Source organism: Bradyrhizobium sp. CCGUVB1N3, assembly GCF_024199925.1.
Classification (GTDB): domain Bacteria; phylum Pseudomonadota; class Alphaproteobacteria; order Rhizobiales; family Xanthobacteraceae; genus Bradyrhizobium.
Window position 1 is genome coordinate 2,288,513 of the sequence record NZ_JANADR010000001.1, and the last position, 22,646, is coordinate 2,311,158.

The 22,646-nt window shown below is 64.5% G+C and carries 19 protein-coding genes and 1 riboswitch; of the genes, 9 read left to right on the top strand and 10 right to left on the bottom strand.

Translation table 11 applies throughout. From position 1 onward, the window contains the following. Positions 1–15: 15 nt before the first annotated feature. The 6 genes from NLM33_RS10920 to NLM33_RS10945 all read right to left on the bottom strand — a co-directional run bounded on the left by NLM33_RS10920 (position 16) and on the right by NLM33_RS10945 (position 6,865). A complete protein-coding gene (locus NLM33_RS10920) occupies positions 16–1,302 on the bottom strand; it encodes an ABC transporter substrate-binding protein (RefSeq protein ID WP_371930114.1) in 1,287 nt (428 codons plus the stop codon). Between the two features lie 59 nt (positions 1,303–1,361). Next, complete coding sequence (locus NLM33_RS10925; RefSeq protein ID WP_254096051.1) at positions 1,362–2,528, bottom strand: ROK family protein; 1,167 nt, start codon at positions 2,526–2,528, stop codon at positions 1,362–1,364. A 147-nt stretch (positions 2,529–2,675) separates the two neighbouring features. Further along, positions 2,676–3,806, bottom strand: coding sequence for an iron-containing alcohol dehydrogenase (locus tag NLM33_RS10930; protein ID WP_254096052.1), 1,131 nt, complete (start codon positions 3,804–3,806; stop codon positions 2,676–2,678). A 16-nt stretch (positions 3,807–3,822) separates the two neighbouring features. Then, positions 3,823–4,854 (bottom strand): 4-hydroxythreonine-4-phosphate dehydrogenase PdxA, encoded by a 1,032-nt coding sequence (gene pdxA / locus NLM33_RS10935; RefSeq protein WP_254096053.1) that lies wholly within the window; start codon positions 4,852–4,854, stop codon positions 3,823–3,825. Beyond that, positions 4,851–5,966 (bottom strand): four-carbon acid sugar kinase family protein, encoded by a 1,116-nt coding sequence (locus NLM33_RS10940; RefSeq protein WP_254096054.1) that lies wholly within the window; start codon positions 5,964–5,966, stop codon positions 4,851–4,853. The genes pdxA and NLM33_RS10940 overlap by 4 nt, the downstream gene beginning before the upstream one ends. Next, the gene (locus NLM33_RS10945) at positions 5,963–6,865 is read right to left on the bottom strand and encodes a dihydrodipicolinate synthase family protein (protein ID WP_254096055.1); all 903 of its coding nucleotides are present in this window, start codon (positions 6,863–6,865) and stop codon (positions 5,963–5,965) included. Before NLM33_RS10945 ends, NLM33_RS10940 begins: the two co-directional genes overlap by 4 nt. Positions 6,866–7,095: 230 nt before the next feature. On the opposite strand from NLM33_RS10945, the gene NLM33_RS10950 reads away from it, so the two are divergent. The 6 genes from NLM33_RS10950 (at position 7,096) to NLM33_RS10975 (ending at position 14,139) form a co-directional block, all read left to right on the top strand. Further along, positions 7,096–7,893, top strand: a complete 798-nt coding sequence (locus NLM33_RS10950; RefSeq protein ID WP_254096056.1) for an IclR family transcriptional regulator — start codon at positions 7,096–7,098, stop codon at positions 7,891–7,893. 224 nt (positions 7,894–8,117) lie between these two features. Then, on the top strand, positions 8,118–9,554 hold the full coding sequence (locus NLM33_RS10955; RefSeq protein ID WP_254096057.1) for a sodium:solute symporter family protein: 1,437 nt from the start codon (positions 8,118–8,120) through the stop codon (positions 9,552–9,554). Beyond that, positions 9,551–10,744, top strand: a complete 1,194-nt coding sequence (locus tag NLM33_RS10960; protein WP_254096058.1) for an exo-alpha-sialidase — start codon at positions 9,551–9,553, stop codon at positions 10,742–10,744. Before NLM33_RS10955 ends, NLM33_RS10960 begins: the two co-directional genes overlap by 4 nt. 1 nt (position 10,745) lies before the next feature. Continuing rightward, on the top strand, positions 10,746–11,429 hold the full coding sequence (locus NLM33_RS10965) for an SDR family NAD(P)-dependent oxidoreductase (RefSeq protein WP_371929930.1): 684 nt from the start codon (positions 10,746–10,748) through the stop codon (positions 11,427–11,429). A gap of 81 nt (positions 11,430–11,510) precedes the next feature. Beyond that, positions 11,511–13,463 (top strand): alpha/beta hydrolase domain-containing protein, encoded by a 1,953-nt coding sequence (locus NLM33_RS10970; protein WP_254096060.1) that lies wholly within the window; start codon positions 11,511–11,513, stop codon positions 13,461–13,463. A 301-nt stretch (positions 13,464–13,764) separates the two neighbouring features. Then, complete coding sequence (locus tag NLM33_RS10975) at positions 13,765–14,139, top strand: response regulator transcription factor (RefSeq protein ID WP_254096061.1); 375 nt, start codon at positions 13,765–13,767, stop codon at positions 14,137–14,139. A 29-nt stretch (positions 14,140–14,168) separates the two neighbouring features. On the opposite strand, the gene NLM33_RS10980 is transcribed toward NLM33_RS10975, so the two are convergent. Together NLM33_RS10980 and NLM33_RS10985 are read right to left on the bottom strand one after the other, a co-directional pair. Further along, the gene (locus NLM33_RS10980) at positions 14,169–14,831 is read right to left on the bottom strand and encodes a response regulator transcription factor (RefSeq protein ID WP_254096062.1); all 663 of its coding nucleotides are present in this window, start codon (positions 14,829–14,831) and stop codon (positions 14,169–14,171) included. Between the two features lie 408 nt (positions 14,832–15,239). After that, positions 15,240–16,124 carry a LysR family transcriptional regulator gene (locus tag NLM33_RS10985; protein WP_254096063.1) on the bottom strand — a complete coding sequence of 295 codons (885 nt, stop codon included), beginning with the start codon at positions 16,122–16,124 and terminating at the stop codon, positions 15,240–15,242. Positions 16,125–16,255: 131 nt separating this feature from the next. Between NLM33_RS10985 and NLM33_RS10990 the strand changes: the two genes are divergently transcribed. Next, entirely contained in the window at positions 16,256–17,194 is a 939-nt protein-coding gene (locus NLM33_RS10990) for a ring-cleaving dioxygenase (protein WP_254096064.1), read from the top strand. Next, positions 17,194–17,847, top strand: coding sequence for an alpha/beta hydrolase (locus NLM33_RS10995; RefSeq protein WP_254096065.1), 654 nt, complete (start codon positions 17,194–17,196; stop codon positions 17,845–17,847). Before NLM33_RS10990 ends, NLM33_RS10995 begins: the two co-directional genes overlap by 1 nt. 6 nt (positions 17,848–17,853) lie before the next feature. Here the strand turns inward: NLM33_RS10995 and NLM33_RS11000 are convergent, their stop codons facing one another. Both NLM33_RS11000 and NLM33_RS11005 read right to left on the bottom strand, forming a co-directional pair. Beyond that, positions 17,854–19,302: a PepSY domain-containing protein gene (locus NLM33_RS11000; protein ID WP_254096066.1), complete on the bottom strand. Its 1,449-nt coding sequence runs from the start codon at positions 19,300–19,302 to the stop codon at positions 17,854–17,856. Between the two features lie 12 nt (positions 19,303–19,314). Then, positions 19,315–21,678 (bottom strand): TonB-dependent siderophore receptor, encoded by a 2,364-nt coding sequence (locus NLM33_RS11005; RefSeq protein ID WP_254096067.1) that lies wholly within the window; start codon positions 21,676–21,678, stop codon positions 19,315–19,317. Positions 21,679–21,794: 116 nt separating this feature from the next. After that, a riboswitch (cobalamin riboswitch) is annotated at positions 21,795–21,995 on the bottom strand. A gap of 76 nt (positions 21,996–22,071) precedes the next feature. Between NLM33_RS11005 and NLM33_RS11010 the strand changes: the two genes are divergently transcribed. After that, positions 22,072–22,644: a histidine phosphatase family protein gene (locus NLM33_RS11010; RefSeq protein ID WP_254096068.1), complete on the top strand. Its 573-nt coding sequence runs from the start codon at positions 22,072–22,074 to the stop codon at positions 22,642–22,644. The last annotated feature ends 2 nt before the right edge of the window (positions 22,645–22,646 follow it).

Here is a 22,646-nt window from a genome sequence, read left to right on the forward strand (position 1 = left end):
CAGCGACGGTGACTGTCAACGCGCCCCCTCGACGGCCTCGGCGAGGCGGGTGACCGCCTGCTCCGGCGTAATCGTCTTGTTCTTCACATACTCTGTGATCACGTCGATCATCGCCGCGGTCAGGCCGTTTTCCTGCGCCATGTTGTGCGCGAGGCTCAGGACGGCCTGATTATTGGCGACAGCGTCTTTCAAAGCTGCAGCAGTTCGCCGTTGACCGTCCGACCAGCCGGCGCCAGAGAGGTCGACATCGGTGCGCACGGGTATCGATCCCGTGATCTGCGAATACATTGTCTGGATCGCCGGATCCATGACGAGCTGGGCCATCAGCGTCTGACCGGCCTGTAGATCGGGCTCACTGCGCTGCCAGAATATGAAGGCATCGGCATTCAACAGGAACACCGGCTTGCTGTTGTCGCTGGGGCCCGGGGCGATGACAAAGTCGTCGAACTTGAAACCGGCATTGCGCAGCACGCCCTGCGCCCACCCGCCCTGGATCATCATGCCCATGTCGCCGTCGACGAAACGCTTCAGGTTGGTGGCAAAGGGTTGGGCGCCCACATTGGGGTCCATCCAGTCCGCGATCTTGCGCACCTGAGCGAAGGCAGCTCTTATCTCGGGGCCCTTCAAGGCCTTCTCGTCGAGATTCATGAGGGCTGCGCGGTATGAAGTCGGACTGATGCCGGCGAAGGAGGCCTCGAATTTCTGCCCGTCGTCGGGGCGGGTGCCGCCGTTGGCGATGGGATATGCGACACCGCCCGCTTTCATCTTCTCGGCGAGATCGTTGAAGTCAGCCCAGGTGACGGGGATCTTGTCGGCCTTGGCCTTGTCCATCGCACGTTTGGAGAGAAACAGCATATTGGTGCTGTAGATTTGCAACGGCAGCGAAATCCACTTGCCCCCCGGCTTATGCAATCGTGCAAGATCTGGAGCCACAACCTTTTCGTAGCCGGCGGCAGCGACAAGGGCATCGAGATTGACGGTCGGGGCTATTTTCGACCAGGCGGCAATCTCGGGGCCCTTGAGTTGCGAACAGGCTGGCGGATCGCCGGCTATGATCTGAGCACGTAGCTTGTTCATCATCTCGGTGGTGAACCCGGGGACGGGCGAGTGCTGCCAAACCCCGCCCTTCTCCTCGAATTTCTTGCCGAGCGCCGTGATAGCCGCGCCATCGCTGCCTGCGGACCATTGCGAGATGACGGTCAGTCTCGGCTTGACCGCGCTTTGCGCGCGAGCAAATGCCGGCAGTGCCAGCGCGGCAGCGGATCCAGCGAGCAGACGACGCCTTGTTGTTGTGATCGGCATAGCAAGTTCCTCCCGGGTGTAATTTTTTGGCGCGAGCGAGCCACGCGGCTTAGTGCATTTCAGGCAGCCTCCGTCGATGCGGCCGGCATGCCGCCGCGGCACGCCAGACAACAGGCGGCAAAGGCGAGCGCGGCATTCGGATCGTTACCGTTCGAAGGCGGTACGAAAGCGAGCGACACCTCGGCAAGCTTCCGCCCCCCGAGCAGGCTGGTATCGATCCCCTCGACCACGGACTTTCGGTCGTCCTCTGCGAGAAGGGATGGCCAGCCACTAATGACGACGCCAGGACTTGGTTTCACGTTCAGCGTATTGCCAATCGCAAGGCCGAGCCGGAACAGCCGGCGCCGCAACTCCTGACGCACGCGCAACGGAATCGGGATTTGATTGACCCAATTGTCGCCGAGCTGGAGCAAATCCGCCTCGGCAACACCGAGAAGCTCGGCCTGCGCAGGGAGCGACGTGTAGGCCTCGACACAGCCATGATGGCCGCAGCGGCATCGCGGACCGCCCTCGCCGAACACCATGTGCCCCAGTTCGACCGGCCGCGAGGCATTGGCCTCGACCGCGTCGTCCACCCATGCGCCTGCGACACCCTGACCGACAAACACGAACAGATGGGCGCCTGTAAACGGATAATCTCCGGTGCGGTAGCGATGAAACATCGCATGCGCCACAACCGAGTTCGTGAACTCGACCGGCGCATCCGCGAACATCTCGCCAAACATATTGCGAACGAGTGCGACGTCACAGGGAATGATCGGATTGTCGCTCGAACGGCCGAGCCCCGGAACCGAAATACCGATCTGCGCGAGGTCGATCCCGCGCCGCCGCGTCCAGCTCCGCAGCAATTGCCCCGCATCGCGAAACACGCCGCCGACGGATTCGACGGTCAGCGTCGTCGGCAGTGGCAGACGCTCGACAGAACTCAGCTCGCCCGAAAGCGTGCCGACGCCGACGCTCAGCCGCTGCGCGGTCAGCTCGAACGCGCCCAATGCCACGGACTTGTCGAGCGACACGAGGCCAGTCGGGCCACCGAAGTAAGGCGCAGGTCGCCTCACTTCCTCGATCAGGCCTTCCGCCTTCAGGTCAAACAGGATGCGCGACAGGCTCGCCTCGGACAGGCGCACCGCCCTCGCCAGAGGAGGCCGAAACATGCCGCCTGACTTGAGCAGATGCCCAAGAATGGCTGCACGCGTCTGCCGCCGACTTCTCGGCTGCTCCGACATTTCCGTCCCTGTCGTCATTCTTACTTAGTGTAAGAATGTGCGCGCGGAGCGTTTCGACTGTCAAGCCGCTTGCAGGCCAGATGCGGGACTCAGTGTTGTGCGAGGCAGCAAAGTCTCTCGCAACGGACTCGTCTTCCGAAGGAACAATCAGAACGCCGTCTGGTACATCTTCAGGATCGCATCGCGACCGAGATCGCGCGGATTGTTGTCGAGAAGGCGACGGATCGCGTGGGCCTCGTCGGCCATGGCGCCAAGGTCGTCCGCGGGCACGCCGAGCGCTGACAACTTCATCTCGATGCCGAGATCCGCGCAGAACTTGTAGGCCGCCTCGAACGCAGCCGCAGGATCCTTGGTCGCCGGCGCGCCCAGCGCCTCCAGCACGGCCTCCGTCTTCGCTTCCACCGCCGGCATGTTGAACGCCAGCGTGTGCGGGAAGATCACCGCGCAGGCGAGGCCATGGGCGATGTGATGGCGGGTGCCGAGCGGATAGGCCACCGCGTGGCCGGCGGTGGTGTTCACCGGACCCAGGCAGAAGCCGCCATAGAGCGACGCCAATGACAGCGCAGCCCGCGCCTCGCGATCCGCACCGTCCTTGACCGCGCGCGCGAGATAGCGGCCGACGAGGCGGATGCCTTCGAGCGCATAGAGATCGATGGTCGGATGTGCCTTGCGGCTGGTGAAGGCCTCGGCGCAATGTGCGAGCGCATCGACGCCAGTCGCAGCCGTAACCGGCGGCGGAACGGTCATGGTGAGGTCGGGATCGACGACCGCGAGGTCGGCCAGCATGAAGCGGCTCTGCACGGCGAGCTTGTTGCGGGTCGCGGGATCGGTGACGAGTGCGCGGATGCCGCCCTCGCTGCCGGTGCCTGAGGTGGTCGGCACCTGGATCAGCGCGACGGCGCGACCCGCCACCTTGTCGGGACCGACGACATCGGCGAGCTTCTGCTCGCCGGTGCAGAGCACGGCGACGAGCTTGGCGAGATCCATCGCGCTGCCGCCGCCGAAGCCGACCACGAGATCCGGACGCGCCGCGCGCGCGACGCCAAGCGCCTTCTCCAGATTGGGAACGTCCGGCTCCGGCTTGACCTCGCCGAACACGGTCACCTCGCCCGGCAGCCCGAGCAGGTCGACGCGCGCGGCGTTGAAGGCGTCGGCGACGACGAGCGGACGCCGCACGCCCTTCTCGCGTGCGAACCGCGCCACCGCAGCGATGGTGCCGGATCCGAACTCGATCACTTCCGGACGGATGATTTCGATCGGTGCAGACAAGCTGGTCATGGTTCTCTTTCCGGGCTCACGCGCGCGTCGCGCTGGCAGCAAGACGTTCGGCATATTCGATCGCCTCGATCAGGCTGCGCTCGTTGGCGATGCCCTTGCCGGCGATATCGAAGGCGGTGCCGTGGTCGACCGAGGTGCGAATGATCGGCAGCCCCAGCGTGATGTTAACACCGGACAGCTCCTGCCAGCGGCCGGTAGCAGGATCGACCTCGAAGCCGAGCAGCTTGACCGGGATGTGTCCCTGGTCGTGATACATCGCAATCACGGCATCGTATTGGCCGGCGCGCAGTTTCACGAACACGGTATCGCCCGGCACCGGGCCGACGATATTCAGTCCATCGGCAACGGCCTTCGCGATCGTCGGCTCGGAGACGTCGATGTCCTGGCGTCCGAACAGTCCGCCCTCGCCGGCGTGCGGATTGAGCGCGGCCACGGCGATCTTCGGCCTCGATAGGCCAAGACCACGCAGCGCCTTGTCGGTGAGATCGATGACGTAGCGCAGACGCTCCGGCGTCAGCCGCTTCGGCACGTCCTGGAGCGCGACATGGGTGGAGACATGGCTGACGCGCATGTTGCCATGGGCAAGCATCATCACGGAGCCCTTGACGCCGGTAAGCTCGGCCAGCATCTCGGTATGGCCGGGATAGTGGAAGCCGGCCTTGTTGAGCGCCTCCTTGTTCAAGGGCGCGGTGACGATCCCACCGATCCGCCCGGCCTGTGTCAGGCGCACGCCCTGCTCCACCGCCTTGAAGGCGAAGCGGCCGCCGTCGGCCGTCAGCACGCCAGGCTTGATCGGCTCGCCTTCATCATCGGCCTGGAGAAAGCACAGGTTCGGCCAGTCCCTGTCCGACGCGCGCACCTCGGGGATGTCGAGTTTCGCGGCCAGTTGCACGGCCGCATTCTTCAATGCTGCGCCGCTGCCGATGATCAACAGCCGGAGATCACCGGCTTCGATCCGCGATCGCAGCTTCTCGCAGGCCTTGATGATGATCTCCGGACCGATCCCGGCGGGATCGCCCATGGTGATGGCGAGATGCGGATGGGTCATATGTCATGTCTTTCGTTGATCAACTGACTGTCCTGCAACAGCGTGCGCCACAAGTTCGGCGCGCCGAAGGCGCCTGATTTCGAGATCACCGCGACGCCGTCCCAGCGGCCGCCGCGAATGATCGAGCATGGCAGACCCGGCATGATGCGTCCGGTCACCTCGAGCGCGTTTGCGCCTAGCGCAAGGCACAGCGCCCGTAAGGTCTCGCCGCCCGCGACGATCAGCGTGCCCGGCGGCTCCAGCGCCGTCGTCAGCAACGTGAGTCCGCGCGCGATGCGGCGCGCCGCCTCACCGCGGGACAGACCGGACGGGAGGTCGAACTTCGCCAGCGCAACGCCTTCCGTACCGAGCTTGCGGCGAACCAATCCGGCGTTGTCTTCGCGAGTTTCCGCAAGCGCGACGACGGCCTCGCCGCAAGCCGCAAGCTGTGCGGCCGTCGCAGGCTGGTCCGATCCGAACAGCCCGAGGACCGGCTTGCGCAATACCGACGGCGCTGACGCATCGCTGCCGCGTGCGAGCGCGCCTGCAAGCCCACCGCTGCCGCACCACAGGACCGGCTGCGACGCGCGGCGTCCGATCGCGACGATGCGATCGAGATCATCCTCGCTCTCGGCGTCGAAGACGCTGATGCCGGCCGGCAAATCGGTATCAAACCGCCCGGTCTGCGCGTCGAGCCCCTCGGCCGTGAGTTGCGCCAGCAGGTTCTCGCCGACCCGCGACCAGCTCCCGTCATGCGCGCGCGCATATTGCTGGCCGCCAAAGGTGCGACGACCCTGATAGGCGAAAGCCGGAGCCACGATGCAGGATCTCCATGGCCCCGATCGCAGGCACGCCCCGAGCTCGGCCGCCCAGGCGCCGCGCAACAGGCTATCGACCTTCTTGTAGGCGATCGCCCCGTCGCGCAGCAGCGGCGCGAGGCGCTCGACGATCGCAACACTCTCCGCCCTGTCGCGCTCCCGCGTGCCGGTATCGATCGCGAGGCAGGCGGGACGTTGCGAAGGCAGCGCCTCTGCCCATGTCACTTGAAGCGGTCCGCACACGCCAACGAACTCGGCGGCCGTATCCAGCGCACCGGTCAGATCATCGGCGAGAAGGCGGAGCGATGGCCTCACACCTGCTCCTTGACGAGCCCTGTGGCCAGAAGCTTGTCGGCGTTCTCCTGCGACAACGGCAGCAGCGGCGGCCGCAGCCGGCGCCAGCCGGCGTGCCCCGTCTCTTGCGCCAGCAGCGTCTTCAGCGAAGCAATCTGCGGGAACACGGACACGCGCTCGCGCGCCTTGATGATGCGGTTCTGCGCCGCCTCGAGCGCGGCGTCATCGTCGTTATAATGACGGAATACGTAAGCGAGCTCACGCGCCACCAAATTCGAGGTTGCAGTGATGCAGCCCGCACCGCCCTTCTTCAGAAGCGGCAGCAGCAGCGGATCGGCGCCTGCAAGCACCGCAAAACCCGGGAACTTCTCGATCATCGCGGTCATGTTGGCGAAGTCGCCGGAGGAGTCCTTGATGCCGACGATGACGTCCGGATAGGCCGCGCGCAGCCGGGCGATCACCGCGTGCGGGATCGGCTGATGCGACATCTGGGGGATGTGATAGAGCACGACCTTGAGTCTGACATCAGCGACACGCTGAATGACCTCGCTGTAGGAGGCATACAGCCCCTCGTCGGTGATGTCCTTGTAGTAGAACGGCGGCAGCATCACGACGGTGGTGACACCGAGCGAGAGGGCATGTCGCGTCAGTTCGACGGTCTCGGTCAACGCCGGCACGCCGGTTCCGGGCAGGAGCTTTGACGGCGCGATCCCCGCGCGGACGACGCTCTCGATCAGCGCCTTGCGTTCGCTCGCCGAAAACGAGTTCGCTTCACCGGTCGTGCCCAGCAACGCGATGCCGTCACAGCCTTCGCTGAGGAGACGGAGACAATGCTTGACGAAGACGGCATGATCCGGCGCAAGATCGGCATCCAGCGGCGTCAACGCCGCGCAAAATACGCCTTTGGGCTGAACGTCCATGACGAGAGCTCCTCCATTGGCATCCGGCCGATCCATTGATCGGATTCCGAACAATTGTTGTCAAACCTTGAGGAGGTGATTAGACTTCGCGGTCGCGGCCGTCAAGCGCGCAGCCCATGCCCTTCCATTCGGGACGGCTTCCCTGCTTGCCTGGCAAGCCGAAATAGAGCGCGGATTCGCGAGGAGTTCCAACTCTTTCCGCCGGGCGTCAGACGAGGGGGAAACGAACATTGGCCAAAACCACATCGCCAGCCGACAATCCCAAGAATTTCGTGAACTCGGTGGCCAAGGCCTTCGCAGTGCTGAAGAGTTTTTCGGCCGAAGAGTTCGAACTGACGATCACGGAGATTGCCGAGCGCGCCGAGATGGACCGCGGCACGGCGTTCCGCCTGGTGCAGACGCTGGTCAAGCTCGGCTACCTCCATGCCAATGAGGCGACGCGCCATTATCGTCTCAGCCTGAAGTGCCTCGATCTCGGCTACACGGCGCTCTCCGCCGGGAATTTGCGCGGCCAGGCCGAACCGCTGCTGCGCGAACTTGTCCCGGCGCTCGGTGACGCCGCCTCGCTCGGCGTTCTCGACGGCAGCGACGTCGTCTACCTCGCGCGCGTCAGCGCCGGCCTCGACCGCCACAAGATCGATCGCAGGCCGGGCAGCCGGATCAAGGCCTACGCCGCCGCGCTCGGCCACGTCATGCTTGCGGGCCTGCCGAAAAACGAGCAGATCGCGCGGCTCGAGGCCACCGAGCGGATCAAATTGTCGGAGCGCACGGTGACGGATCTGAAGGCGTTGCTCACGCGGCTCGATCAGGTGCGCAAGCAAGGTTATGCCGTCTCAGACGGCGAAAACGCCTATGGCCTGCGCACCCTCGCCGCACCCGTGTTCGGCCCCGACAAATCCATCGTGGCCGGTATCAGCCTCACCGTCGACGCCAACCGCATCGATATCAAGACGTTCGAGAAATCGGCGCTGCCAGAGGTGCTGCGCGTCGCCAAGCTCCTGACCAACGCGGTCCAGATGAGCGGCTAATCCTTCTTCCAAACCGGGAACCCATTGAACGCGCCGCAGCAATGCATACGCGGCGGGGTGCGACCCAGCGCCGCGTCAACGCGTGCGCTTGACGGAAGGCGCTCGGGCAGGTGTAATAGCTACTAACAACATTTGTTCGCATTCCGATCAAATAGCAGTCGGACAAAACCGGACATAGCGGGCTTCACAACACCGCGTCCGTGTCACCAGAGGAAACACCAACGATGCAAGCCATCCTCAATGGAGAAAGCACGCTCATCGTCACGATGATCGCCGCCTACACCGCCTTCACGTCGTGGCTCACGATCAAGCTGCGAAGCAAGACGAGCGATCAGTTCATGACCGGGGCGCGCGCCATGCCCGCGGTGGTCGTCGGCGTGCTGATGATGTCCGAGTTCGTCGGCGCCAAGTCGACCGTCGGCACAGCGCAGGAAGCGTTTCAGTCCGGCATGGCCGCCGGATGGGCCGTGCTCGGCGCCTCGATCGGCTTCCTTCTGTTCGGGTTCTTGATGGTGAAGAAGCTCTACAATTCCGGCGAATACACGATCTCGGCCGCGATCGCGCAGAAATACGGCAAGTCGACCATGCTCACCGTGTCGGTGATCATGATCTACGCGCTGCTGCTCGTGAACGTCGGCAACTATGTCAGCGGCGCAGCAGCCATCGCCACCTCGCTGCATATCAGCCTGCCCGTTGCAATGTGCATCATCGCCGTGGTCTCTACGTTCTATTACGTGTTCGGCGGCCTGAAGGGCGTGGCCTGGGTCACGATCCTGCACAGTGCCATCAAGGTCGTCGGCATCCTCATCATCTTCGCGGTCGCAATGTCGTTGACCGGCGGGATCGCGCCGATGCAGGCGAAGCTGCCGGCCTATTACTTCAGCTGGGACGGCAAAATCGGCTTCACGACCATCTTTGCCTGGACCTTCGGTACGGTCGGCGCGATCTTCTCGACGCAGTTCATCGTGCAGGCGATCTCCTCGACGCCGAGCGCCGATGACGCCCGCAAGGCGACCTTCTACGCGGCCGCGTTCTGTCTCCCGCTCGGCTTCCTGCTCGCCCTGATCGGCGTTGCGGCCAAATTCCTCTATCCGGACATGAACAGCCTCTACGCGCTGCCGGTATTCTTGGAGAAGATGCCGCCGCTGGCCTCCGCCTTCGTGACGACCTCGCTGGTCGCCTCGATCTTCGTCAGCGTCTGCACGGTCGCGCTCGCGATCGCCTCCCTCGTGGTGCGCGACTTCTATGTCCCCTACTGGAAGCCGACGCCGGAGCGCGAGCTGAAGATGACCCGCGTATTCTCGGTCGTGATCGGCATCGCGCCGCTGGTGTTCGTGTTCTTCATTCCCGAGATCCTCAAGCTGTCGTTCTTCACGCGCGCGCTCAGGCTGTCGATCACCATCGTCGCCATGATGGGCTTCTATCTGCCGCTGTTTGCCAGTAACCGCGGCGCGACCGCGGGCCTGATCGGGGCCGCGGTCTCGACGACGGTCTGGTATCTGCTCGGAAATCCCTTCGGCATCGACAACATGTACATCGCAGCGGCGACGCCCCTGGTCGTGATGGCGATCGAGCGTCTCGTGCTCGGCCGCCCGCCCGCTGAGCGCGCCGCGCCGACGGCCGCGCAAGCCAATACTCTCGTGGAAAGGACTTCAGCATGATCGCGGATACCGAGATCGCGGCCGACGGTGTCGTGCGCCGGGCGGCCGGCGATCCCGACCGGTTCGACGCCTTCATTCCGTCGCCCTGCGTGCAGAACCACGCGGCCAATCGGATGCCGCTTGCCAACGGCGATCTCGGCTGCGTCTGGTTCGGCGGCACGCAGGAAGGCATGTCGGACATATCAGTCTATTTCTCCCGCCTGGCCCGTGGCGCCACGCAATGGTCGACGGCCGAAAAGTTGTCCGATGATTCCAAGCGTTCCGAGCAGAATCCGATGCTGTTCCCTGCCCCGGATGGCGCGCTGTGGCTGATATGGACGGCGCAGCTTGCGGGAAACCAGGACACCGCCTTCATCCGCAGACGCCTCTCACGCGACCACGGCCGGACCTGGGGCCCGATCGAAACGCTGTTTCCGGAACAGCGCGGCCGCGGCACCTTCATCCGGCAGCCGATCGTGGTGCTCGACAATGGCGACTGGCTCCTGCCCGTCTTCTATTGCCACAGCACCCCGGGACGCAAATGGAACGGCGACGAGGACACCAGCGCGGTGAAGATTTCCTCCGACGCGGGCGCGACCTGGCGCGACGTGGACGTGCCGGGAAGCCGCGGCTGCGTGCATATGTGCATCGAGCGCCTTGACGACGGCTCGCTGCTCGCACTGTTCCGCAGCCGCTGGGCCGACAACATCTATCAGAGCCGGTCGGCAGATCACGGCCGCACCTGGTCGGCGCCGGTCGCAACCAGCCTTCCGAACAACAACTCCTCGATCCAGTTCACGCGTCTTGCGGACGGGCATCTCGCGCTCGTCTTCAATGACAGCAGCGCCAATGCCGCGACCGAGCGCCGTCTTTCGCTCTACGACGAGATCGAGGACGAACTGCCGCCAGTGATCGCAGAGGACGGCAGCAAGGCGGACGGACGCACCGCCTTCTGGGGTGCGCCGAGAGCGCCGATGACGCTCGCCGTCTCGGCCGACGGCGGACGGAGCTGGATCAAGCGCGACGTCGAGACCGGCGACGGCTATTGCATGACGAACAATTCGCGCGACCAGACCAACCGCGAGCTGTCATATCCCTCGGTCAAGCAGACCTCCGACGGCGCACTTCACATGGCTTTCACCTTCCATCGGCGGGCGATCAAGCATGTTCGCGTGACCGAGCCATGGGCCAGGCGCGCGGCCGGGGACTAGGATGATGCGAGGGCGGCCCCACGCGCTCGTCACAGGCGCGAGTTCAGGGATCGGCGCCGCGATCGTCGAACGCCTGCTGCGCGACGGCTGGCGTGTCACCGGCATCAGTCGCCGCCCCGCGCCCTTCGACCATCCGGCGTTTGATTATCTGTCGCTTGATCTCGGCGACGTCGATGCCATTGCGCCTGCCGTCGCAGGCATCGCACCGACGGCTCTCGTTCATGCCGCAGGCGTTCTCAGGGTCGGCCAGCTTGGCGCGCTCAACCATGACGACGGCGCCGCGATGTGGCGGCTGCATGTCGATGTCGCCGAGCGCCTCGCCAATGCGCTGGCGCCGCGCCTGCCCGAGGGCGGGCGTATCGTCTTCATCGGCAGCCGGACCGCATCGGGCGCATCCGGCCGGGGACAATATGCTGCGACGAAAGCGGCGCTGGTTGCGCTCGCGCGTTCATGGGCGGCCGAGCTCGCCCCACGCGGCATCACGGTCAACGTCGTTGCACCCGCCGCGACCGAAACGCCGATGCTAAACGATCCGACGCGCGCCAATGTGACGCCCAAGTTGCCGCCGATCGGCCGCTTCATTCGCCCCGAGGAAGTCGCTGCCAGCGTCGCGTTCCTGCTCTCGGCGGAAGCAAGTGCAATCACCGGGCAGCAACTCGTGATCTGCGGCGGCAGCTCGCTCTGAGAGCGACGCTCGCGCGCGGCTTGCCAGATCACACCTGCCGCGCTCTACTCATCATGTCCTGACTCTGGGAGGAGACACGACATGGAACGCTGCGCCGCTCTGTTGAGCGGGCTGATTGCCCTCGCCTGCTCTGCGCCCGCCAGCGCAGAGGTCACACGGTTCAACGTCCTCGATCGCACCACCTCAGCCCTGCAAGGCCGCAGCTTCGGCCCCGCCGGTCAGGTCGAGAAGATCTCGGCCAGCGCCACCATCGCGCTCGATCCGGCCAATCCCCACAACGCCGTGATCGCCGATCTCGACCGCGCGCCGCGCAATGGCGACGGCAAGGTGGAGGCCACCAGCGACGTCGTCATCCTCCGTCCTGCCCATCCGAACGGCATCCTGCTGTTCGAAATACCGAACCGCGGGCGCAGGCTGATCTCAGCCTGGTTCGACAACAGCTCGATCCAGGGAAGTATCCGTCTCGATCAAGCCGACGACGCCGGCCGCGGCTTCCTGCTGTCGCAAGGCTACACGCTGGTCTGGGCCGGCTGGCAGGCGGATGCACCCACGGGCGCCGGCATGCTTGGCCTACAGGTGCCGGTCGTTACAGGGATCACCGGGCCGGTCCGCGAGGAGTGGAGCTTCGGCGACACGACCAGCCCGCATCGCGCGACACTGAGCTATCCCGTCGCGGAGCGGGCCAGCGCGCAATTGTCGGTGCACGCCCGCGCTGACGATCCGCGGCAAACACCGCCAGAGCTCAAGTTCACCTTCATCAACGACACGACGATCGAGATCACGCGCCCGCCCGGCCTTATCCCGGATGCGCTGTACGAGCTGACCTACACGGCGCGCGATCCCAAGGTGACCGGCATGGGTCTCGCCGCGATCCGCGACGTCACCGCTTTCCTGCGGCGCGAGCGCGGTCCGACCGATCCGCTCGCGGCCGACGGCCAAAGCGGCATCTCGCGGGCGATCGGGCTCGGCATCTCGCAGTCCGGCCGCGTGCTTCGCGACGTGCTTTATTACGGAATGAACGGGGACGAAGCCGGACGTCTGGTGTTCGAGGCGATGATGCCGATCATTCCAGGCGCGCGGCGAAGCTTCACCAACGACCGCTTCGCCGAGCCTGGCCGCAATCCGGGCCCGGAGTTCGACCGGCTCTATCCCGTGCTGCGCTTCCCCTTCACCTATGCCGTCACGGAGGATGTCTACACTGGCCGGCGCGACGGGCTGTTGCTCCGCTGCAGCCAGACCAACAGCTGTCCGCGCATCATGCAGATCGACTCCGAGTTCGAGTTCTGGGGGTCCGAAGCGAGCCTGCTCGTCACCGACACGCGCGGCCGCAATCTGGAGCCACCGCCCGAGGTGCGTCTCTACATGGTCGCAGGCAGCCCACACGGCAATATCGCGAGCGCCGTCGTCACCCATAGACCGACTTGCACGCTGCCGCTCAATCCCGTCTATGGCGGCCCGGCCTTCCGTGCGCTGCTGACCGATTTGCGCGCGTGGATCACCGAAGACGTGCCTCCGCCCGCAAGCCGCTACCCGACACTCGCGCAGAATACGCTTGCAACAGCCGACGATGTCTATCCGGTGCCGATCCCAGGCCTCGGCTATCGCGCCCAATATGCGCGTGCGCAGGCAATCGAACAGGCAGCTCCATTGCCGAAGGTGCACGGCGAATACCCGCTCTATCTGCCGCGCGCCGGCGCTGATGGCAACGCGCTGGCCGGCGTCCGGCTGCCGTTGCTTGCTGCGGCTCGCGCGACCTACACCGGATGGAATGCGATCGCCGGGGCAGACGGGGCGCAGACGCTGTGTACCCAGATGGGCGGTACGCTGGCGTTCGCCGGCACGCGCGCAGAGCGCCTCGCCGCCCGCGATCCCCGCCCCTCGATCGAGGAGCTCTATCCCACGCCGGATGCTTATGTGGCCGCAGTCAAGGCGGCAAGCGTGCGAATGGTCGACGACCGCCTGCTCCTCCCCGAGGATGCAGCCGATGCCATCGCCGCGGCACAAGCCGGCACGCTGGCCCGGCTCGCGCCTTGAAGCGCGATGAGATTGGGATGAATCATCATCGCGCTTTAGGTTATTGTTTAAGCATGAACTCCGCGCAAACGCGTTCCGCGTTTGTCGCGAGGGAAAACCGCTTCACACTTTGCACTAAACGCGGCCCTTCGGGTCCGGATCATGCTCCAGCGATTCCTGCGCGAGCGAAGTGCCGGCAAGCCGGCAGCGGCCGAGTATACATCTGTATAGTCGCCGCGATTGGCGGTTGGACCTAAGCTCCTATCAACGGTCGGGATCATCGTTGTCGTCCCGACGATGCCCGTTTTCGGGATTGCGGATCGTGCAAGTGCCCCATGCAGGACGACTCGTTGCGATCGTAGACGACGACAACTCGGTTCGTACCGCAGTTGGCGGGTTGCTGCGCTCCATTGGTGTTCCTGCGCAGGTCTTTGCGTCTGCGGAGGAGTTTCTGCGCTCCGCGAATATGGATCAGGTTGGTTGCCTGGTCGTCGACGCCAATATGCCGAACATGAGCGGACTTGATCTGCATCAGACGCTGCTCGGCCAGGGAAATTTGATCCCCACGATCGTGATAACCGCCTACCCGAGCGACCATGTTCGTGCTCGCGCCGAGCAGAACGGCGTGCGTCGCCTGCTCACCAAGCCGTTCAACGATGACGATCTGCTCAGAGCCATTCATGATGCCTTGTCATGATGCCTTGGCCTGAAGCGGCCTGCTGACCCTCAGGCCACCTTGCCGCTGCCGTCCGGCTTCCCCAACGCAAGAAAAACCCGGTCGGCCATGCGCGACAGCTCGGGCAGCGACTTCGCGTGCATCTTTCGCATCACCTGGCCGCGATGAACCTTGACGGTGATCTCGCTGAGGCCAAGCTCGGCCGCGATCTGCTTGTTCAGTCGGCCGCTCACCACCAGCGCCATGACTTCGCGCTCCCGCGGCGTCAATGTTTCGAAGCGGGCCTTCAGCTCGGCGGCGATCTTCTCCTGCTCGAGCCATGCCCGGTCGCGGGCGTGGCCGAGCTGGATCGCATCGAGCAGATCCTGCTCGCGAAATGGCTTTGTCAGGAATTCGATTGCGCCGCCCTTCATCGCCTGAACGGACATCGGGATATCGGCATGGCCGGTGATGAAGATGATCGGCAACTGCCGCTTGCCGGTGCCGAGCTCGCGCTGCAGCTCGAGTCCGCTCTGTCCGGGGAGACGCACATCGAGCACCAGGCAGGTCGGTCCTTCCGGTCGCCCCGCATCCAGAAACTCGCTGACCGAACCCATCAGGCTGACCCGGAATCCCGCCGACCGCAGCAGATTTCCAAGCGATTGCCTTATGCTCGGATCGTCGTCGATCACGACCACTGTCGCGGGTTGATCCTTGTCCTTGGGCTCCGTCACAAGCGTACCCTGACACGAGCTTCGACCGAGGAGTGTAGCGGGCACCCCATGACGAGGGAAGCGCTCGATCAGCCCGCATTGCCCTCCGTCCCCGACGTTCAGGTCGAATAGGCTGAACCATTCAGCACGCTCGGCTATGCCATTGTATATCTAGCGAAGCGAAACGAATTCAGTAAGTTAGTAGCATGAGCAGCGAAACCGCATCACTTGTCTTCCCGGCGCTCGGCGTTACGATGCTGATGGCCGCGATCGTCCTGCTCGCCGGCGTGTAGCCCGCCTCAACGGGCGCGCCTTCTGACGGACGCCGAGCGCGGGCAGCGTCGGCACTCGTTAAGCAAACTTGGCGCACGACCGTCGCTCTGCTACGAGCCATCACCCGCTGCATTGCACCGAAACCCGCCCGGCGTATCAGCCCTCGAACCGTTCCACCAGAAAATCGATGAACAGACGCACCTTGAGTGCGAGATGGCGCGTCGGCGGATAGAGCGCGTAGAGCGCCAGCGGCGGCGCATGATAGTCATCGAGACAGGTCCGCAGGCGCCCCGTCTGCAATGCGTCCTCGCCGATGAAGACCGGAAGCAAGGCGATCCCCCGCGCGGCGACCGCGGCATCGCGCAGCACTTCGGCATTGTTGACGCATAGCGTCCAGGACGGCTGGATCCAGTGATCGCCATCCTTGCCCGACAGCTTCCATTGATTGCCGGTGGAGAGGAATCCGTAAGTGAGGCAGTTGTGATCGCGCAAATCGTTGGGATGCGTTGGCACGCCGTGCCTTTGGAAGTAGTCGGGTGAGGCACAGATCACACGGGCGATCGGCACGATCTTGCGCGCGATCAGGCTCGACGACTCCAGGTCGGCAATGCGCAAGGTGACATCGAGGCCGTCCTGGAGCGGATCGACATTCTCGTCGCTCAGCACGAGCTGGATGCGAAGCTCCGGATAGCGCTGCATGAACTCGGCGATTGCCGGTCCGAGCCGAAGCGTACCGAACGACATCGGCGCATTGACCCGCAGCAATCCGCGCGGTGCCGCCTGCGACTGGGTGACGGCCTGGTCCGCGGCCTCGAGCTCGCCGATGATCCCGAGCACGCGCTCGAAATAGGCCTGGCCGTTTTCGGTCGGGCTGACGCGGCGCGTGGTGCGGTTTAACAGCTGCACGCCTAGCTCGTCCTCGAGCTCGCCGACATATTTGCTCACCGCGGAGCGCGACAGGCGCAGCGCCCGGCCCGCTTCGGAAAAGCTGCCGAGTTCGACCACCTTCGCGAAGGTCCGCAGGCTTGCCAGCTTGTCCATTCCGATCACCGTCCGATTGTCTCCGATTCATAGACAGTGATGCCATGAATGGCCAGATTGTCTTTGAAATGGGGCAGAACAATATTTCCGGCATGACGAGCCGACAGGCTCACAGGCAATGGAGACAAGCTATGGCCGGCCTTCACCACGTCACCGCGATTTCCGGTAACCCGCTGCGGAACCTGAAGTTCTATCGAGATCTTCTGGGCCTGCGGCTGGTCAAGAAGACCGTGAATTTCGACGATCCCGGCACCTATCACTTCTATTATGGCGACGAGAGCGGCACGCCCGGCACCATCCTCACCTTCTTCCCCTGGGAGCATGCGGCACCGGGCCGGGGCGGCGTCGGCCAGACCCAGCAAACCGCCTTCCGCGTGCCGGCGCGCTCGATCGGCTACTGGACCCATCGCTTCATCGAGAAGGGTGTCGCGCACGAGGCGCTGGAGAAGCGCTTTGGCGAGAGCGTGCTCTCCTTCACCGACCCTGATGGCATGAGCCTCGCTTTGGTCGGCGTCCCCGGTGCCGAGAACGAGCCCGCCTGGAGCAGTAGTGACGTCCCGGCCGAGCACGCGATCCGCGGCTTTCACGGCGTGACACTGCTGCTCGATGATGCGGCGAAGACCGGCGCCATCCTGACCAATGTGCTCGGCTTCGAGGCCGCCGGCCGCGAAGGTTCGATCAGCCGCTATCGTTCGCCGAACGCAGTCGGCGGCATCGTCGATATCTACGAGGCCAAGGGCTTTCTGCCCGGCCGCATGGGTCGCGGCTCCGTGCATCATATCGCCTTCCGCGCCGCCGACGATGCGAGTGAAGCGGAGATGGCGCGCAAGCTCGTGAATGAGCACGGCATGCAGCCGACCGAACAGAAGGACCGCAACTACTTCCGCTCGATCTACTTCCGCGAGCCCGGCGGCATCCTGTTCGAGATCGCGACCGACATTCCGGGCTTTGCCGTGGACGAGCCGCTCGCAACGTTGGGCGAGGCGTTGAAGCTGCCGCCCTTCCTGGAGCCGCACCGCAAGGACATCGAAGGCGTGCTGGCCCCGTTGGACGATGCAGAGGCGGCGTGATGAGCAAGCTCTCTTTCATCCACCGCTTCGAGAAGGGCACGCGGCGCGATCTCGCGCCGCTGCTGCTCCTGCACGGTACCGGCGGCGACGAGAACGATCTGATCCCACTTGGCCGCATGGTCGCCCCCGACCGCGCGCTGCTATCGGTGCGCGGTCAGGTGCTCGAAGGCGGCGCACCGCGCTTCTTCCGGCGACTTGCCGAGGGCGTGTTCGACGAGGCGGACGTCGTGCGCCGCTCACATGAGCTCGCCGACTTCATCGATGCCGCGCGCAAGGCGTACGAGGTCGCGGCACCAGTAGCGCTCGGCTATTCCAACGGCGCCAACATCGCAGCCGCCATGCTGCTGCTTCGGCCGCAAACCCTGCGCGGTGCCCTGCTGTTGCGCGCAATGGCACCGCTGGCAGAGCCTCCGCAAGCTGACCTCGCCGGCAAGTCGGTGCTGCTGCTCTCCGGCCAGCATGATCCGATCGTTCCGCCCGGCAATATCGAGGGCCTTGCCAAGACTCTCGCCACGTCAGGCGCGCGCGTGGAGGTCCGCGTCTTGCCGGTCGGCCATCAACTCTCCCAGCTCGACGTCAATCTGACGCGCGAATGGCTGGCGGAGGAGGGATTGTCCGACGGCTCACGCCGCAACGAAGTCGCGAGCGCGTGAGGTCTGTCACGGCCGCAACATCCCGGCGCCGATTGTGTAACGCAATCGGCGCCAGCCGATGACAATGCCGGTGAGTGAGAACAGGAAGCCCAGGGCACACAAGCCGACGATCAAGATGCTGCGCGCATGCGGATGCTTCAGCAGGATAGGCAAATCCAGCGTGTGCAGCGCGCCGTACAGCCAGCGATAAGCCCGTCGCGACCGATCCAGTCGTTGCAGCGTCACCCCGCTTGCACCGTCGATGTCGAACCAGACGTCGCCGCATCTCGTGCGATAGACGGGACCACCTGGCTGCACAGATGATGCCGGGTAGTCATCGTTCCCCTGGACGAGCGATGGACGGCCGCACCCGGTCGCAAGGCGCTCCGTCAGTCCAATGATGTCGCGTGGGGTTAGAAATGCCGATGGGTCATCCGATGCTGCGCCGCCTGCCCTGAACAGGATCTGCTGGTCGAGACCGACGCGATCCCGCCGATACAATCTCCCATTGAAAGCGAACCATTCGACCTCGCGGGCGGACGGCGAGACCAGCGGCCAGTTCACCTCTGCCAGCGTGCGCCAGTCAGGCACGGCAGCGGCGATGTCCGCCTCGACCTGCGTCAACTGCCCGCGCGAGAACAGGCGCCCATGGTCCATGGACAGCCAGCCGCTGAAGATCCAGGTCACCACGAAAGTTGTCGCCAGCAGTCCGATGACGTGATGCAGGGCATGCCATCCGAGATAGGGTGAGCGCATTCGCCCTTCCCGAACCCTGATCCGCGCGATGCCAAGTGCTGCGCCAAGCACGGCTGCGATCAATGCGAGCAGAGAGAGGCTCCAGACCACCCCATCCCACAGCGACCAGTTGCGCCTCAGCACAGTCGGATAGATCCAGTGCACGACGCTGCCGACGAGATTCCACCCGCGCTCACGTCGCCTCGTATCCAACACGATCTCGCCCGTGACCGACGACACGTAGAGCTCCGTCCCATCGGCGTCGTCGAGTGCCACGCGGAACAACGGCCGATGCCGGTCGAAGCCGTTGGGCACGCTCCATTGATCGTACTCGGCAAGCGCGACGACTGACGCGCGGGCAACAGCAAGCCCGCGCCGGCGCGCGTGATCGATCGCGATGGCAAGTGCAACGTCCGGCGACGTCACGGCGGCGTCGGTGCCGTCCGTTGTGCGGATCGCTCGCAACCGCGACGCCCGCGCGACGACGTAGACGGGACCGTCGCTCCGCCGGATCAGCCGCACGCGAGCGGTGTCAGACAGTCCGCTCGCTACGACGGCGTCCGATGGCCCGATCGCCGTGCCCATATTTCCTAATGGTGCGAGACCCTCGAAGCGCTCCGCTTCACTGAGCGAGAGAAACGGAACGAAGTGCATCACGATCCCGCTTGCGAACCACATCGCAAACAGGAGGCAGAATGCGATCCCGAGCCAGCGGTGCAACAGGATCATCGCGCCCAGCATGCTATCAGTGCCTCACCACTTGAATGCGGCGGAGATCTCGTAGGTGCGCGGTGCGCCCAACAGGACCTGGTCGGGGTAGAACGGATCGCCCCAGATCGCATAGCGTTTGTCGGTGATGTTGCGCACGCGGAACGTCAGGCGCGTCTGCTCGACGGCGGAGAACACCGATTTCGGGATGTCGACGAAGGCGTAGACGTCCGCGATCGTGTAGGCGTTCAGCGTCACCGTGTTTGCATCGGTATTGTAGCGATCGCCGACGTGACGTCCGACGACACCGAGCTCCACCGGCCAAGACATGAAGAAAGGCGTGAAGAACCGGTAGGATGCGCCGGCATTGGCGACGATGCGCGGCACGTTCGGCGGCGTATTGCCAGAGAACGAGCCGCCGGCGAAGTCGTAGTTGGCATAGCGCGCGTCGACATAGGCGATATTGCCCCACAGCCGCAGGGCGTCCGTCACGCGCACGGCACCGGCGAGCTCAACGCCCTTGGACTCCTGCCGCCCGGCAATGTTGAGCTGCATGCCGCCGGCGGCTGCGTAGACGTTCTTGCGCAGGATGTCGTAGACCGAGAACGACCACTCAGCCCTGTTGTCCCAGAACAGATGCTTGACGCCGGTCTCATAGGTGCGTGAGGTCGTCAGATCGAGAGGTTGGGTGGGCGCGAGTAGGAAGATGTTGTTGGCCGAGACATCGGCGCCGGTCGCGTACTGGCTGAAGAAGGTCAGGCCGGGCACCGCTTCCCAGGTGTAGCCGATGCGGCCGGTCACCGGCGCCCAGTCTTTCGAGAACGGGAAGCCCGCCTTCTCCAGACCGCTGACGTTGGTCGAATTGCGGTCGAGCCCGATATGCTCGACACGCAGCCCGCCGATCAGCGCGAAGTTTCGGGTGATCTTCAGCCGATCCTCGAATGACAGCGCCTCGTTGTCGATCCGCGCCGTCTGCTGCTGCGTCGTGAGCAGGCCATAATAACCACGCGCGGGATCGACCAACGTAACGAGATCATGCGGGAAATTCGCGGCGCCCGGCCGGACGAAATCGAGATCGCTGGCGGCAAAGGTCGTCACCAAGCGATTGTCAAACCCTGCGATATTCGTATCCCAGGTCAGATCGGTGATGTTGCCGACCAGCCGCTGGCTGTGCGCGACATAGAAGCGCTCGCGATCGACCAGGTTCGAATTGGCGTTGAACGCCTCGACCTCGTTGTTGAACCAACTACGTTCCGCGCCATAGCCGTAGGCCTGGCTCTTCAGGGTCAAGCCTTGTGCGAGCTTGAGCTCGAAGCCGCCGCGCAGCCACACCTCCTGCGCCACGTTGCGATTGTCGAGCACATTGTAGTTGGTGTTGAAGGTGCGGTCGTCGATCGTGACGGGACCGAGATTCGACCCATTGTAGTTCGAGACGTAGCTGCCGGAGACAATGCCGGTCGTGGCATGCGACCCGCTATAGGCGACCGGCACCAGCGGCACACCCCAATAGGCCTTGGAGCGATCCTCCCGGTACTCGATCGCGCCCCAGATCTTGAGATTGTCGGAGATGCGGTAGTTGAGCTGGCCCGACACGTCGAGCGTTTTAGTGTTGGTATCGTCGGCAAACCCGTTGAGCGAGGAGCGGCTGACGTCGAAGCGGTAGTCGAGGCCCTGCACATTGGTGCTGCCGCCGGAGCCGTAATAGCTGCGGAACGAGTTGAGGGAGTCGTACGAAAAGAATGCCTCGTTCTGGACCGGTCCGGTGTGCGGCTGCTTGGTCACGAGATTGACCGCGCCGCCGGTGGCGCCCTCGCCCGACATCAGCGACGCCGGCCCTTTCACAAATTCGATCGCCGAGAGATTGGCCGTGTCCATGATGCGCGACGTCATGTTCTGCGGGCCGATATTGATGCCATTGTAGAGAATGTTGATCTGGCTGTTGGTGAAGCCGCACATCGAGAAAGCCGAGGGCTCGGCCGGGTTGTCGCCGGCCGTCACGCCGACCGCGCCTTGGGCGACATCCGAAACGGTCCGGTAGCCCTGCTCGCGGATCGTCTTGGCCGAGATCACCTCGATGGTCGCGGGCACCTCGCGCACGGTCAGCCCCAGGCGCGAGGCGCTTTCGGCCACCACATTGGTGTTTAGCGGCGTCTGCGCCGCGTTTTGTGCGACGGGCTTTTGCGCCGGCGCGGCGGTTGCTGCTCTCTTCGGCGCCGCACGGCGGGTGCCCTGCCCGTCACGGCTGGTTACCGGCTTGCGGTTCTGGCCGCCCTGCGGGGCGACCTCGATCGGCGGCAATTGTTCGCGGGTCGCTTGCGCCAAGGCTGCGGGGATATCGAAGGCAAATGACGTAAGAATGCTGGACGCGAGCAGGAATTTGCGCGGGTAGACCGCACGGACGGAAGACATGGTTCGAACCTCGGTATGACGTCAGTGGCACGTCACAGCGAACCAAGTCTCAACCTTCAGCGCGTTTCTCGCCTCCGGCAAAGCCAAATGTCTGTACTCCCCGACCGACATCTTCGCGTGTGACCACGGCTGACGGCAGGTCTCCTGGCTCGCGGGTCGTGACCTCTTCGCCGCCTTCCCGGGACCGAGAGCCCAGTGGCTTGTGGCGAAGGATTCACCGCTTACAGTTGCGGGGGCAGCCGCGGCATTGGGGAAAATCCCCGCACCGCATTCCCTTTTCATCCCCGGATGGGGAAACCGTCACGAGCATCTAGGATTAAGTCCGGCACGGAGTCAATGTGAAGAGGTGCGGCGTTCTTGTCGCAGCGGAGCAAACGTCTGTGGAGATGTTGAATGGAAGGAGACACCTTCCTCTGGTTGGTCAGACACGCGGTCGTCGACGGCGTCGCGGGAACGATCCACGCGTTGGACGCGCCGGCCGATCTCGGCGACCGGACGCGATTGGACGCGCTACGACGGCGCCTGCCGCAGGAGGCCGCGAGCTACGCGAGCCCGGCGCGACGGACCGTCGATACGGCGCGCGCACTCGGACTTGATCCGATTCTCGTGCCCGCCTTCAGCGAGCAGGATTTTGGCGAATGGACCGGACGACGCCACGATGATCTCGCCGCTGCGGACGCTGAGGCCTATGCCGAATTCTGGGCAGATCCGGCCGGCTCAAAGCCCCCGGGCGGCGAAAGCTTTGAAGATCAGATCGCCAGAACCCGCGAGGGCCTCTGCCACATCGAAAGAGGATCAGCGATCCTGATCGTCCATTCCGGCACCATCCGCGCCGCGCTGTGCGTCGCGCTCGACCTCGCGCCACGGGCAGCGCTGCGCTTTGCGATCGATCCGCTCTCGCTCACCCGCATCGACCGGCTGGCAGCCGGCTGGCGCGTCGTCTCGGTCAATCAAACGATCGCTTGAGC

What these genes read in the sequence shown, in the direction of transcription:
- NLM33_RS10965 (WP_371929930.1), top strand. Translation starts at nt 10,746, where the DNA reads ATGATGCGAGGGCGGCCCCACGCGCTCGTCACAGGCGCGAGTTCAGGG.
- NLM33_RS10995 (WP_254096065.1), top strand. Translation starts at nt 17,194, where the DNA reads ATGAGCAAGCTCTCTTTCATCCACCGCTTCGAGAAGGGCACGCGGCGC.
- NLM33_RS10970 (WP_254096060.1), top strand. Translation starts at nt 11,511, where the DNA reads ATGGAACGCTGCGCCGCTCTGTTGAGCGGGCTGATTGCCCTCGCCTGC.
- NLM33_RS11010 (WP_254096068.1), top strand. Translation starts at nt 22,072, where the DNA reads ATGGAAGGAGACACCTTCCTCTGGTTGGTCAGACACGCGGTCGTCGAC.
- NLM33_RS10930 (WP_254096052.1), bottom strand. Translation starts at nt 3,806, where the DNA reads ATGACCAGCTTGTCTGCACCGATCGAAATCATCCGTCCGGAAGTGATC.
- pdxA (WP_254096053.1), bottom strand. Translation starts at nt 4,854, where the DNA reads ATGACCCATCCGCATCTCGCCATCACCATGGGCGATCCCGCCGGGATC.
- NLM33_RS10960 (WP_254096058.1), top strand. Translation starts at nt 9,551, where the DNA reads ATGATCGCGGATACCGAGATCGCGGCCGACGGTGTCGTGCGCCGGGCG.
- NLM33_RS10920 (WP_371930114.1), bottom strand. Translation starts at nt 1,302, where the DNA reads ATGCCGATCACAACAACAAGGCGTCGTCTGCTCGCTGGATCCGCTGCC.
- NLM33_RS10990 (WP_254096064.1), top strand. Translation starts at nt 16,256, where the DNA reads ATGGCCGGCCTTCACCACGTCACCGCGATTTCCGGTAACCCGCTGCGG.
- NLM33_RS10955 (WP_254096057.1), top strand. Translation starts at nt 8,118, where the DNA reads ATGCAAGCCATCCTCAATGGAGAAAGCACGCTCATCGTCACGATGATC.
- NLM33_RS10925 (WP_254096051.1), bottom strand. Translation starts at nt 2,528, where the DNA reads ATGTCGGAGCAGCCGAGAAGTCGGCGGCAGACGCGTGCAGCCATTCTT.
- NLM33_RS11005 (WP_254096067.1), bottom strand. Translation starts at nt 21,678, where the DNA reads ATGTCTTCCGTCCGTGCGGTCTACCCGCGCAAATTCCTGCTCGCGTCC.
- NLM33_RS11000 (WP_254096066.1), bottom strand. Translation starts at nt 19,302, where the DNA reads ATGCTGGGCGCGATGATCCTGTTGCACCGCTGGCTCGGGATCGCATTC.
- NLM33_RS10945 (WP_254096055.1), bottom strand. Translation starts at nt 6,865, where the DNA reads ATGGACGTTCAGCCCAAAGGCGTATTTTGCGCGGCGTTGACGCCGCTG.
- NLM33_RS10985 (WP_254096063.1), bottom strand. Translation starts at nt 16,124, where the DNA reads ATGGACAAGCTGGCAAGCCTGCGGACCTTCGCGAAGGTGGTCGAACTC.